This is a genomic window from Lysinibacillus sp. RS11, from assembly GCF_042019215.1.
Taxonomy (GTDB): Bacteria; Bacillota; Bacilli; order Bacillales_A; family Planococcaceae; genus Lysinibacillus; species Lysinibacillus xylanilyticus_A.
Genome location: NZ_CP168124.1, coordinates 1,926,440 through 1,938,647 on the forward strand (window position 1 = coordinate 1,926,440; position 12,208 = coordinate 1,938,647).

Below are 12,208 nucleotides of genomic sequence, written 5' to 3' on the forward strand. Positions count from 1 at the left end.
TAATCGATTTATAATAAAACATTAAATAGTGTCATGTCTAGCTAGAAAACACTCTAAATTTGTTTTACATTATTATGGCTCATCACCATAGCGTGTGGTTGAAATCCGTTCCGATTGGGCGCTTTGTAGCTGACGCTTTGCTTTCGCTACATGAAAACATTTGTTGCTGACGCTTTGCTTTCGCTACAGAAAACACTTGTAGCTGACGCTTTGCTTTCGCTACAGAAAACACTTGTAGCTGACGCCTTGCTTTCGCTACAGAAAACACTTGTAGCTGACGCTTCGCTTTCGCTACATGAAAACATTTGTAGCTGACGCTTTGCTTTCGCTACAGAAAACACTTGTAGCTGACGCTTTGCTTTCGCTACAGAAAACACTTGTAGCTGTTGCTTCGCTTTCGCATAGATATAAGTCGTGGATAGAACCTTCGAAATGATAGATAGAAAGTTTAAAATCGTGGATAGAACCTTTGAAATGATGGATAGAACGTCCAGAGTCGTGGATAGAACCTTTGAAATTTGTAGCTGACGCTTTGCTTTCGCCAAGTCTCCACTCAACTTATATAAATGGCATATGTTTGTCCTCCAAAACTTTTGGTGATGAGCCATTACTATTCCTTCATTGGTAGAATATAGGATTAATAGTATATAATACTGAGGGATTATGTTTAGTAAAATTAAGCTGAGGGGGAGAATAATGAAAAAATTTTTTATTGTGTTACTAGCAGCATTTGTACTTGCAGTAGTAAATCCAACAAAGTCAGAAGCAAAAGTGATGTATGATGGAGCAGAAGTTGTTAAAGGGCAAACAGGAAAAATGACCTTTAAAAAAGACATCAAGGTATACAAGAGAAATCCAGATGGTACATTTGATTCGTTAGTGGTAAAACAAAATAACTTTTTTAAAACGTATGATATTGAAAAATATGAAGGCAAAACATTCTATTATATGGGGCAATATCGAGTACAAGCAACGGATTTGGTAGTTTTCAAAGAAGTACCAATAAAGATTCGTGCTTCTTTCTATAACAATCCAACTTATGTTGTTATTAATCGTGATGGTAATTATAATTACGGATATTACGGAAAATATTTCAATGAAACGGGTGATACTTCATACGTGGATTTAAATAATGAACAATTTAAGTATTGCGTGAGTAATGGAGTAGGTTGGTTATGTGAGAAGTATCCTGGTACAGATCTTAAAATCTTTGAGACAACAGTGAGACAAATGGACGTGCGTTATGAGCTAACAGAAAATGCAGAAGCGAAACACACTCCATTAAAAGAAGCTAAACCTGAAATAATGTTTGAAAAGGGAAGCATTTTTTCATCAGATAGTATTGAAGTTAATGGTTATCTATTGGTAAGATTTGAGGGAGAAGTCAGATATCTTGGTTGGCTCCCTGTAAATTTATTAAAGCCAGTTGGAGATAAGTGATAGATTATGAATTATATATAGCACTCTTAATTATTTGTTAAGGGGGCTATTTTTTATGGTTTGTTGACAGACATACGGATAGGATGTTTGTCGATGTCCTGGGCTTAGCTGAATAAACGATATATCAAATGGGGTAATTTTTCCAAATGATGCTGGTTTGAGGTATTATTATACTAGCGGAGCAGGATTGTGTTCCATTTATGACCTATACTTTCGATAGAGAAAGGGATGGTAGGGTGAATATGAAAGGATTTTTAAAATTATTTATAGGATTGTGTTTGATTTTTATATTAATAGGGTGTATTGGTGAAGATTATGATGTAGGGGTGCCAACTGCCCATATATATTTCGAGGGATTATCTTCAGATTTTCAATTAGCAGAAGCAAATATCAGTTGGAAAACGGCAAGTGAAGAAGTGAAGAAAACAGAAAAAGATATTATCAAATACGCATCATCACTGGATGAAATAAAGGTTTTTCCAGGTCAAAAAATGTCTTTGGATTTTAGAGAGAATCCAAAAAATGGTGGGGATATATGGACTGATCCAAAGATAACTGTTGCCTTATTAAAAGATGGCAAACGAACTGAACTTGCTTTGGATGATTTTAGAGAATTTCAATTTCCAACAGACAAAGGAAATTATGTTTTAGAAGTTGAATTTATGAGTTCAGCAGGCAATGCTCAATATTTAGGGAACATTCTAATTCAGTGATTAAAACATAGCTGAGGAGTTTTTTATGGAAGAAATTACGTTAAATGATTTTATTGTAAAAATAGATAAGGATAAAACTCTTGAATTGTATAGAGCACTTCCGAAAGTTTCCAATAAAGCGCATTGTGGTTGCGAGGATTGTCAACTTTTCGCTAAGCAAATTCAACATGCGAGCCCAGAAGTTTTAAAATTCTTTAAACAATTTGGAGTTGACCCTACAAAAGAGGCAGAAGTTTGGAGAGCTCTTCCTAATGAAGATGGCTTTGATACTTATACTGCAGATTATCATTTTATAGGCATTATACAAGGTACAGATGAATTAGATTGGATTCAAATAGGAGAGGCATCTTTTGGGCTTGCAAATCGTGGTGGAGATTTACCAAGTCCGATGATTCCAAGCACTTTTTCAAAGCCGATTGTAGAATTAGCTGTGAGAATAACAATGCCTCATATAGAGATATAATATAGAAAGAAATTATTCTATAAATAATTCCACCCTTATAATTTATTTGACTTCAAAGTTCAGGTATTCAATTAATTTGTGCCTGGGCTTTATTATGGTTATAGATAAACACTTTCAGCTGCATGATTAGCCGAAAGTGTTTTTTGCCCGATTTATTCAAATGTTATCTTAAGAGTTGCTTGATGTACATTCTGATAGGGTCTTATGCGATATAACAATACAATTATTGTAGAGATTTAACAAAGAGCAGTGAGGCAAATTTAGCTTACTTAATTAATAAATTCAACGAGAGGGCACCCGAAAAAAGGGTGTCTTTTATTATGTATTTAACTATGGTAGGGGACACAGAGCATAAAGTTCGTCCAGTGCCATTCTACAATTGGTTAGAACAACGTGATGTCCTTCCACAATCAACCAATAGTAGATCTAATTTAAAAAATTTGCTGGAATGGTAGGGAAATGAATACGAATCGATAGAAAAAATTATTTAATAAAAGGCGCTTGTACATAAAGCTCCCAGTCATGTCAATCACTTGAGAATATAGTATTAATAGAAAATAAAAAGGAGGTGAATAGATTGGGAAATAGTAATCGTCAAAATCAGTCAGAAGAATACTACGGTTGCGTAGGTCAAATTAAATGTCAACAACTTGCTAATATCATTGGTGGGGAAGTTATTTCTTCAACACCAGTTTGTGTTGTAATGCGTCTTCGCGATATTAAAGCTACTATTCTTGGAAGAATTACTCGATCTCCTCTCGCACTCCCGTTTGCACTTTCTTTTGAAGGCAGTGGGGTTAATACATTAAACCTCGGCGAATCTGTTGTACTTCAGGAAGAAATTAATCCATTTATAACAGAACTTCAAAAAAGAGGTCTCATTGTTACAGCGGTGCATAACCATTGGCTTTTCGATAATCCTAGATTAATGTACATGCATTGGGAGAATGTTGGGAATCCAACTCAATTTGCAAGAAGAAGTTTTGATGCTGCAGTTGCAGCAGGCTTGTTCAACAAATGCAAATAGAGATAGTAAATCTAAATCAAACAAAAGGAGGATGGGACAAAACCCATCTCTAAACTAAAAACCCGGTGAAATTTTACGATCAGTAAAATTTCACCGGCTTTAAATTTTTTTCATAAAAAATAAGGACCACTTCTGCTAAAATTAAGTCACCACAACAAAATTATACAGAAAGAAGGATCCTTATGTTTAAAAATTATAACATGAATCAATAAGTTTTGCCTTTAGATTTAGAAGGAAGTTACAAAAGAATGATATTGTCTTCCATGTTCACCATTTAGTCGAGAGTATCCCGCCCGAAGCGTTTGAAGCATTCCTTTGAAATGAGGGTTGTCCTGCCTACCATCCATGCATGATGCTTAAAATTATCTTATGTGCCTACACGCAATCTGTCTTCTCAGGGCGCAAAATTGAATCGCTTTTAAAAGATAGTCTTCGGATGATGTGGTTAGCTCAAGGATATGAACTAACCTACCGCACAATCAACCGCTTCCGTGTCCAACCAGAGGTGAAAGAGCTGATTCGTCAATGCTTCGTTCAATTCCGCTGCCAGCTGGTACAGGAAAAATTAATTGATCAGGAAGCTATTTTTATTGATGGAACAAAGATTGAAGCGAATGCGAACAAATTTACATTCGTGTGGAAAAAGTCGATAGAGAAATATCATAATGGTCTAATTGAAAAGTCAAATCAGCTATACGATGAGCTGCTTGAAAAAGAAATCATGCCAGAAATTGAACCGGGAAAAGAAAAGGAGTTAGCATTGGAAGACCTCGCTCAAATAGTTGGAAAAGTAGATGAAGTGATTTCTGAATATGATCGGAAAATTGAGGACTCATCGGATGTAGCAGAGCGAAAGGCTTTAAGAACGGAACGAAAATGCCCAAAGCAAGCTCACAAACAATGAATCGACTATATTGAACGCAAACTAAAATATCAAAGAGACTTCGAAATCTTTGACGAACGAAATAGTTATTCGAAAACAGGACCCGGATGCGACATTGACACTTATATTTATTCTCTAATAAGATAAAGTCATCATTATTATTATTAACGACAAAGACCAAGCTTGATTTGGTCTTTTTTTACATCAATGTGAGTGAAAAAAATGATGAGGGAGGGAAGCACTTATGATTCTAGGGCCTCATTATATAGAAAGCTATCGGAAAGGAACAGTTGATGAGTTATACCGAAAATTGGAAATATATAATAGAAAATAAATTTTATATAGAGGTGGAATTATATGCCTAAAATTGACAATATGTTAGCCATTCTATGGATGCTTCGTTCAGGTGAAAAAATTACTGCAAAACAAATTTCAGAAAAGTTAGAGATGAATATAAGAACTGTGTATCGTTATATTGATACAATTTCAACAAGTGGCGTACCTATAATTTCAGAACCAGGACATAACGGTGGATACACTTTATTGAACAATTTTATTGAGGCTCCTCTTTTTTTTGATTTTGAGGAGCAAACTTCACTATTTCACGCTGCTGTTTTTGCAGAAGAAGCCGGATATTATGGAGGTGAAGCACTAAATAGGGCCATTTCAAAACTAAGTAAATACTCAAATCAAGAGCAAGAAACCAAGGTAAACCAACATTTAACTAGTCTTGAAGTAGTAAGTCGATTAAGTTCACTCTCTATGGAACCTTTTTTGAAGGAGTTGGAGCAGGCCGTAGCTGACGGGTATTCAGTAAAAATTCTTTACCATAAAAGTGGCGAAAAGCAATTAAATGATAGATTGGTCGATCCGTACAGAATTATCTATTGGAATAATAAGTGGTATGTGATTGGATTTTGTCATCTTAGGAATGATATCCGTAGTTTTAGAGTAGATCGAATTGAAAGTCTAATGCTAACCGAAAATAAGTTTAACCGGCCAGAAAATTTTTCAGCACGTGACTTTTTTATAAAAAATCTTCTTCCAACTATAGAAGATAAGGAAGGGATTATTTCTTTGGTTATTAATGGGGATAAAAGTGTATTGGCTGATATTTGCCAACATTGGTTTTTAGGACATTATTTACAAGAACGGACTTCAAATCAAGCAGTTTTTCTTCTTGAAAAAGATATATTACATACATATGTACCTTATTTACTTTTACCGTACAATAAATCTATTAAAGTTATTGAGCCAATAAGTCTTAAGAAAAGACTTATTGAAGTTCTGTCGGAATTAATAAAATTTCATCAAGTATGATAACTTCCCTGACGTTAACTGTCAGGGAAGTTATTTTATAATAGCCATATCAATTGTGATTGGAGTGTTATTGGATGCAAACAAAAAAAGTTTTTCTATATGTATTTAATACAATGTCGGACTGGGAATATGGATATTTAATTGCTGAACTAAACTCAGGAAGATATTTCAAAAAAGATTTAGCACCTTTAAAAGTAATTACAGTAGGAGCTAATAAAGAAATGATTACTACTATGGGAGGACTAAGCATAAAACCAGATATTTCCCTTGATGAATGTACTCTTGAGAGTAAAGATCTTTTAATTTTACCAGGAGGGACTACTTGGAGTGAAGAAATTCATCAACCTATTTTGGAAAGAATAGGCCAAGCTTTAAAACTTGGCACTATTGTTGCTGCAATTTGTGGTGCAACTGAGGGCCTCGCGAATATGGGATACTTAGATACTAGAAAGCATACAAGTAATAACTTAGAATATACTAAAATGGTATGTCCTAACTATAAAGGAGAAAAGTTTTATGAGTTGGGATCTGCGGTATCTGATGCGAATTTAATTACTGCATCAGGAATAGCTCCTCTGGAATTTGCAATGGAGGTACTGAAAAAAATAGATGTATTTACACCAGATGCATTACATTCATGGTATAACCTAAATAAGACACTTAAACCTGAATACTTCTTCCAGTTAATGAATTCAATAAATAAATGAAGTAACTGAAAAGCTCAATTTCTCTATTTTGATTTGTAGAGAAGTTGGGCTTTTTAATTTGGAATTTCCTTATCGTTGTTAATCCGCATTTTCCTGAAGCTACCCCAATAAATAAAAAAGGTGATAGTAGCTTAACATTTAGCGGTATATTTTTTGGCTAAATACAAATGCAATCCTATCCAAAATGAGGGTAAGCACTTGCTACGCGGGTGTTTTTTGTGAGGGAAAAATAAAAAGGACTGGGGAGTTAACCCCAATCCTTCTTACACATTCCTATAAACATGCCACCAAAGCGTTATTAATTAGTCCACTTATCCTCAAAAACAGGCTGTAATATATACCAACTTGCTAAGAACATAAGGGAGTTTATTATCTGAAAATGTTGATATATTAATGTTTTGAAGGTGTTGTGTGTTTCAACTTGCACCTCATCATTTTACGTTTGGATAGATCATCGTCGCAGGATCCACGTATTCGTCAAACTGTTCTTCTGTCAGTAAACCTGTTGCAATTGCAGCTTCTTTCAATGTAGTGCCTTCTTTGTGAGCCTTTTTCGCGATTTTTGCTGCATTTTCATAACCGATATATGGGTTTAATGCTGTTACAAGCATTAATGAGTTTCGTAAATTATGGTCAAGTACTTCTTTATTTGGCTCAATTCCTTCAGCACAATGATCATTAAATGATTTCATCGTGTCCGCTAGTAGGCGAGTTGATTGTAAGAAGTTATAAATAATAACTGGCTTGAAGACATTTAGCTCAAAATTACCTTGGGAAGCGGCAAAAGCAATTGTTGCGTCATTTCCAACAACCTGTGTGACAACCATTGTCATCGCTTCACTTTGCGTTGGATTCACTTTACCAGGCATAATAGATGAACCTGGTTCGTTTTCTGGAATTGTAATTTCACCAATACCAGAACGAGGACCACTTGCTAACCAGCGTACATCATTGGCTATTTTCATTAAGTCAGCTGCAAGAGCCTTCAATGCGCCGTGTGCGACAACGGCTTCATCATGACTTGTTAGTGCATGGAATTTATTTGCTGCAGAAGTAAAATGTTTTCCTGTCAATTCATTAATCTCCGCTGCTACACGCTCACCAAATTCAGGATGTGCGTTAATACCAGTACCTACTGCTGTTCCACCAATTGCTAGTTCCTTCATATATTCGATATTTTGGATAATCATATGTTCAGATTTAGCAAGCATTGCTGCCCAGCCACTAATTTCTTGACCTAAAGTCAGTGGTGTTGCATCTTGTAAATGTGTACGTCCAATTTTGATAATATCTTTAAACTTCTCTGCTTTGTCATCAAATGTTGCTTTTAGAAAGCGCAGACGAGGTAGTAAATAATCCTCAACTTTTAACACGGCAGCAATATGCAAAGCAGTAGGGAAAGTATCGTTTGAGCTTTGAGATTTGTTGACATCATCATTAGGATGAATACGATCAGACTCTCCAGCATTTTGTAAAATTTGGTTTGCTCGGTGTGCAATTACTTCGTTGACGTTCATATTTGACTGTGTACCGCTACCAGTCTGCCAAACAACAAGAGGGAATTGATCATCCCATTGACCATTTAAAATTTCATCAGCTGCTTGCACAATTGCATTTGTTTTTATAGCTGAAAGCTTGCCTAGTTTACTATTGGCGATAGCAGCACTTTTCTTTAAAATAGCCATTGCTTGAATAAGCTCAATTGGCATTTGTTCGGTACCAATTTGGAAATTTTCTTTACTGCGCTGCGTTTGAGCACCCCAAATTTTATCTGCAGGTACTTTAATTTCACCCATCGTGTCTTTTTCAATACGATAATCCATGTCAAACAGCTCCTTTATTTATGTAACTTGTAACTCTTCTTTATCTAAATTAAAGTTAAAAAACGGATATTCTTAGTCTGATGTAAGAATATCCGTTTGATACATGCTTATTTCAAAAAAAGGGGGGATTCTGAATTAAGCAATTTGGAGAAAAGAAATAATCTACTGATAATGATAATTGTTATCAATTAAAAAGTCAATCATTTTGCTAGAATAAATTTAATATGAATTGAGAATAGTTTGCAATTGGTATTTCTTAAAATTCGATCCCCACTTTTTAGCGTTGTTACATATATCGGAAGGGGCTATCTCTTTTTCTTCCCAAGTTCTTTAAGTGGTACTTTTTTAGGCACTTTCTCAAAAATGATACGCACATGATAGTTGTTGTTGTCTATTTGAGCAACCTGAACAACTTTCGCTTTACGTCCTTTAATTTTTATGTTCTCTTCAACAGCAGGTAAACTTACAAGTAGCTGGCTTAAAACGGACGTTTTGTTTTCGTAAAAATGAGTTACAAACATATTTTTTTCTCCTTATAACTTTTTTATTTTGCCTAGAAAAAAGCTTGATCTTTTAAAACTTAATAGAGTTAGGGGTGTTACAGGGGTATGAGCATGGTGAAGGTTTTACTCAATGTATGATAAGGACCTTTTGTATAGAACAATTATGAATGTAAGGAAAGCTATTTGGATTTTGTACTTTTAATCAATAGAAGCTTAATGAAAAAAAGTAGTAATGAATGTAGTTTCGTTGTGGTAAAAGGCTTGTGAAAATCATCGCAAACCATTTATAAAGCGTTTAGGAGTTTTTATTTGGGAAATTTTCGATTGTATATGCGGAATTAGTGAGACGCTCAAGTAAATGCTCCGATACAGAATCACATCGGTAAGCTAGATTAAAAGCACGGTTTGAAGGGTTTACGGTAAGAAAAAGAGAGGTAAAAGAATAGGGATCACAAAAAAGTAAACGATGATTATTTTAGTAGCGTTTATTTCGAAAAGCCAGTAGCACATTAGAGAGTGACAAGGGTACATTCATTGTTTGTACTATTAGTAGTTGTTAATGGGAAATTAACTGATTAAAAGGGTGCTTGATAGAGCGGTTTGTTGCACAATGTATTCTAAATGGGTAAATGAGGATAATTGGTCTTCTTCAATGTTTTTGCTATATCGCTATTATATGGCATAATTTTATTATTTTTCATTGCAACTTTCGACATGTTTTTTATTTATTTCTCGGGAAATATTTCACAGGTTCTTATAGTATCAGTAAGGGATTTGCATGCATTATATCGTATTTATACAACTAGGGATTCTACAGTGTTTAATGATAATGTTGAGTTTGTGATGAGTTAAAATATTCTGTTTTTTAATTATCGCACGGATTTCAGGGCACTTATTTCCTGTATCGTCATAAACTTAGGGTGTAAGGGCAGTTTCATAGTAGCATAAGCGCGTTATAATAGTAGTAAGGGAGGAAACGAAATGTATTTAAAATCATGTAAGGTATTACAGGAGAACATTGTGGATAAAGACCAGTATCCGTTTAACATACCGAGTTTGCAAGATTTACAGGAGCTAGAGTTTCCTACGAATGTGACCTTCTTTGTGGGGGAAAATGGCTCTGGGAAATCAACACTATTGGAGGCTATTGCGGATCGTTGTGATTTTAATACAGCGGGAGGCGGTCGCCAAAATTTATATGAAGTACATAAAGCGGAATCGTCACTTGGGGAATATATTCGTTTATCCTGGTGGCCGAAAATATCAAATGGCTTTTTCCTTCGCTCGGAAACGTTTTATCAATTTGCGAGTCATATTGATTTATTAGACAATCATCCAAATAAGTATGCTGCTTTTGGTGGCAAGTCGTTACATCATCAATCACATGGCGAGTCCTTTTTATCGTTATTTATGAATCGATTTAAAGGGAAGGCAATCTATTTATTGGATGAGCCAGAAGCTGCGTTGTCACCAACGAGACAGCTTAGCCTATTGAAAATTATGAAAGATTTAGAGCATGAGGCACAGTTTATTATCGCCACACACTCACCCATTTTACTGGGCTATCCAAAAGCTACTATCTACAGTTTTGATCATGGGGAAATTGAGTCTATTCGCTATGAGGATACGATCCATTACATTGTCACAAAACGTTTTTTAAGCGCACCGGAAACTATTTTTTCAGAGTTGTTTGATGAAGAGAGAGAATCATGAATCAACGAAAAGGCTCGGGTTCAAAAGAAAACTGCTCAGGTCCCCAAAGAATTGCCCATGCGAACAAGTAATTTCCTAATTCAGGAAAAAAACTACTCCGCTGAAATCGTCCCTATATAAATAGATTTGGGGATACAAATGGATTTACATTGGATTTGTTTGATGAAACATAGGATTATCGAGAAAATGAGTAGCCATAACCATTGAGGTTATGGCTTATTTTTGAGTTAGCCAAGCTTTTTTTAACAGATCTACACCGAGGATGATTTCCTCCATTTTTAACTTACTAAAACCTAATTGTACAATTGGTTCAGAGCTAGGCTGTTGTAAAAAATAGGGGCTTGTAGGGTAGATTTTGACTCCGCATTGTTGTGCATTCTGAATGAGCTGTTCTTCTGAAAGTTGTGTATGCACCTTCACCAATATATATAACCCAGATTGCTCTCCTAATATCGTAATTTTTTCTCCGAATTGCTTGTTAAGCTCATCTACAAGACCGTTTATTTTATGTTTATAGGTGATACGCATTCTTTTAATATGTCGTGTCCATTCACCTTGTGCCATGAATGTGGCCATTGTGAGTTGATGTAAAGACGAAGCATTATGTTCAAAATGAGCAAAGCGTTCCTTATATGAATGAACAAGTGCTTTCGGTAGCACCATATAGCTCAGTCGAATGGCTGGTAAAAACGATTTTGAAAATGTCCCCATATAGATAACACGTGACTTATCAATAGAGGCGAGAGCAGGAAATGGTTGCTGTGTATATCGAAATTCACTGTCATAATCATCCTCTAAAATATAGCCATCAACATTTTTTGCCCATTGAATTAACGTTTGTCGTTGCTGAATGCTCATGGAAACACCATACGGGAAATGATGGGATGGTGTGACATACATTAAGCGCGAATAGAAATGTGCTAGCTGCTGTAGCTGTGCACCGTTTTCTAACACTTGTAATGTCTCTATTTCAAAGCCTTGTAACTGAAATGCCTCTCGTGCACCGTTGTAGCCTGGGTCCTCCAAAATAATACTTGTAAAGTCCTGTTTAAACAGAAAGCCTAGATAAATTAACATTTGTTGCGTACTACTACCGATAATAATGTCCTCTGCATTGACATGAACGCCACGTGCTTGTAGCAAATAATGCACAAGCTGTTCTTTTAAAAGTGGTTCACCGAAAGGGTCGCCATATTCATAGCAATTTTTTAAAGGTAAAACTTGATTGGCCATTTGTCTCCATGCTCTCAAGGGGAAATGCTGTTGATCGACAGCACCTGCTCGAAAGTCAATGATGATATCTTCACGATTGTTTGCTTTTTGAATAAGATTTGGACGTTCCTCATCATGTAAAAAAACTTGCTCAATTTCATTAACGAAATAACCTTTCCGTCCTTCACCACGTATGTATCCTTCCGCTACGAGCTGTTCATAAGCAGTCAATGTTGTATTCCGACTGACATGTAAAGTATCGGCAAGCCTTCGAATAGAAGGGAGCGTATCATTCGTTGTCAACGACCCTTGCTCGATTAACGATTTGATTTGCTGGTAAATTTGTTTATATTTTGGCTCTTCATTCGTCAATAAAAAAATAAAATCATCCATATAGGACCTCC

General features: G+C 35.5%; 12 protein-coding genes and 1 pseudogene. 9 read left to right on the top strand and 4 right to left on the bottom strand.

The window, feature by feature from the left end:
- Nucleotides 1-146: 146 nt before the first annotated feature.
- A complete protein-coding gene (locus AB9L17_RS09625) occupies nt 147-545 on the bottom strand; it encodes a hypothetical protein (RefSeq protein WP_375200489.1) in 399 nt (132 codons plus the stop codon).
- 151 nt (nt 546-696) lie between these two features.
- On the opposite strand from AB9L17_RS09625, the gene AB9L17_RS09630 reads away from it, so the two are divergent.
- The 8 genes and pseudogenes from AB9L17_RS09630 to AB9L17_RS09665 all read left to right on the top strand — a co-directional run bounded on the left by AB9L17_RS09630 (nt 697) and on the right by AB9L17_RS09665 (nt 6,553).
- On the top strand, nt 697-1,440 hold the full coding sequence (locus AB9L17_RS09630) for a hypothetical protein (protein WP_223555736.1): 744 nt from the start codon (nt 697-699) through the stop codon (nt 1,438-1,440).
- A gap of 242 nt (nt 1,441-1,682) precedes the next feature.
- Nucleotides 1,683-2,153 carry a hypothetical protein gene (locus tag AB9L17_RS09635; RefSeq protein ID WP_068986869.1) on the top strand — a complete coding sequence of 157 codons (471 nt, stop codon included), beginning with the start codon at nt 1,683-1,685 and terminating at the stop codon, nt 2,151-2,153.
- A gap of 25 nt (nt 2,154-2,178) precedes the next feature.
- Nucleotides 2,179-2,616, top strand: coding sequence for a hypothetical protein (locus AB9L17_RS09640; protein WP_223555734.1), 438 nt, complete (start codon nt 2,179-2,181; stop codon nt 2,614-2,616).
- Nucleotides 2,617-2,936: 320 nt separating this feature from the next.
- A complete protein-coding gene (locus AB9L17_RS09645) occupies nt 2,937-3,071 on the top strand; it encodes a hypothetical protein (RefSeq protein WP_302621821.1) in 135 nt (44 codons plus the stop codon).
- A gap of 122 nt (nt 3,072-3,193) precedes the next feature.
- On the top strand, nt 3,194-3,643 hold the full coding sequence (locus AB9L17_RS09650; protein ID WP_263297569.1) for a DUF1259 domain-containing protein: 450 nt from the start codon (nt 3,194-3,196) through the stop codon (nt 3,641-3,643).
- A gap of 215 nt (nt 3,644-3,858) precedes the next feature.
- A pseudogene (locus tag AB9L17_RS09655) lies at nt 3,859-4,625 on the top strand (transposase); the annotation flags it as partial.
- A gap of 258 nt (nt 4,626-4,883) precedes the next feature.
- Complete coding sequence (locus AB9L17_RS09660) at nt 4,884-5,846, top strand: helix-turn-helix transcriptional regulator (RefSeq protein WP_375200490.1); 963 nt, start codon at nt 4,884-4,886, stop codon at nt 5,844-5,846.
- Nucleotides 5,847-5,920: 74 nt separating this feature from the next.
- Nucleotides 5,921-6,553, top strand: a complete 633-nt coding sequence (locus tag AB9L17_RS09665; RefSeq protein WP_223555728.1) for a type 1 glutamine amidotransferase family protein — start codon at nt 5,921-5,923, stop codon at nt 6,551-6,553.
- A 431-nt stretch (nt 6,554-6,984) separates the two neighbouring features.
- On the opposite strand, the gene fumC is transcribed toward AB9L17_RS09665, so the two are convergent.
- Together fumC and AB9L17_RS09675 are read right to left on the bottom strand one after the other, a co-directional pair.
- On the bottom strand, nt 6,985-8,376 hold the full coding sequence (gene fumC, locus AB9L17_RS09670) for a class II fumarate hydratase (RefSeq protein ID WP_375200491.1): 1,392 nt from the start codon (nt 8,374-8,376) through the stop codon (nt 6,985-6,987).
- Nucleotides 8,377-8,681: 305 nt separating this feature from the next.
- Complete coding sequence (locus AB9L17_RS09675) at nt 8,682-8,897, bottom strand: hypothetical protein (RefSeq protein ID WP_068986853.1); 216 nt, start codon at nt 8,895-8,897, stop codon at nt 8,682-8,684.
- 963 nt (nt 8,898-9,860) lie between these two features.
- On the opposite strand from AB9L17_RS09675, the gene AB9L17_RS09680 reads away from it, so the two are divergent.
- Complete coding sequence (locus tag AB9L17_RS09680) at nt 9,861-10,592, top strand: AAA family ATPase (RefSeq protein ID WP_068986854.1); 732 nt, start codon at nt 9,861-9,863, stop codon at nt 10,590-10,592.
- Between the two features lie 216 nt (nt 10,593-10,808).
- On the opposite strand, the gene AB9L17_RS09685 is transcribed toward AB9L17_RS09680, so the two are convergent.
- Nucleotides 10,809-12,197: a PLP-dependent aminotransferase family protein gene (locus AB9L17_RS09685; RefSeq protein ID WP_375200492.1), complete on the bottom strand. Its 1,389-nt coding sequence runs from the start codon at nt 12,195-12,197 to the stop codon at nt 10,809-10,811.
- Nucleotides 12,198-12,208 lie beyond the last annotated feature (11 nt).

Excerpts from the sequence above, each read along its gene's own strand:
- AB9L17_RS09645 (WP_302621821.1), top strand. The coding sequence starts at position 2,937 with ATGTATTTAACTATGGTAGGGGACACAGAGCATAAAGTTCGTCCAGTG.
- AB9L17_RS09635 (WP_068986869.1), top strand. The coding sequence starts at position 1,683 with ATGAAAGGATTTTTAAAATTATTTATAGGATTGTGTTTGATTTTTATA.
- AB9L17_RS09685 (WP_375200492.1), bottom strand. The coding sequence starts at position 12,197 with ATGGATGATTTTATTTTTTTATTGACGAATGAAGAGCCAAAATATAAA.
- AB9L17_RS09680 (WP_068986854.1), top strand. The coding sequence starts at position 9,861 with ATGTATTTAAAATCATGTAAGGTATTACAGGAGAACATTGTGGATAAA.
- AB9L17_RS09675 (WP_068986853.1), bottom strand. The coding sequence starts at position 8,897 with ATGTTTGTAACTCATTTTTACGAAAACAAAACGTCCGTTTTAAGCCAG.
- AB9L17_RS09630 (WP_223555736.1), top strand. The coding sequence starts at position 697 with ATGAAAAAATTTTTTATTGTGTTACTAGCAGCATTTGTACTTGCAGTA.
- fumC (WP_375200491.1), bottom strand. The coding sequence starts at position 8,376 with ATGGATTATCGTATTGAAAAAGACACGATGGGTGAAATTAAAGTACCT.
- AB9L17_RS09665 (WP_223555728.1), top strand. The coding sequence starts at position 5,921 with ATGCAAACAAAAAAAGTTTTTCTATATGTATTTAATACAATGTCGGAC.
- AB9L17_RS09660 (WP_375200490.1), top strand. The coding sequence starts at position 4,884 with ATGCCTAAAATTGACAATATGTTAGCCATTCTATGGATGCTTCGTTCA.
- AB9L17_RS09640 (WP_223555734.1), top strand. The coding sequence starts at position 2,179 with ATGGAAGAAATTACGTTAAATGATTTTATTGTAAAAATAGATAAGGAT.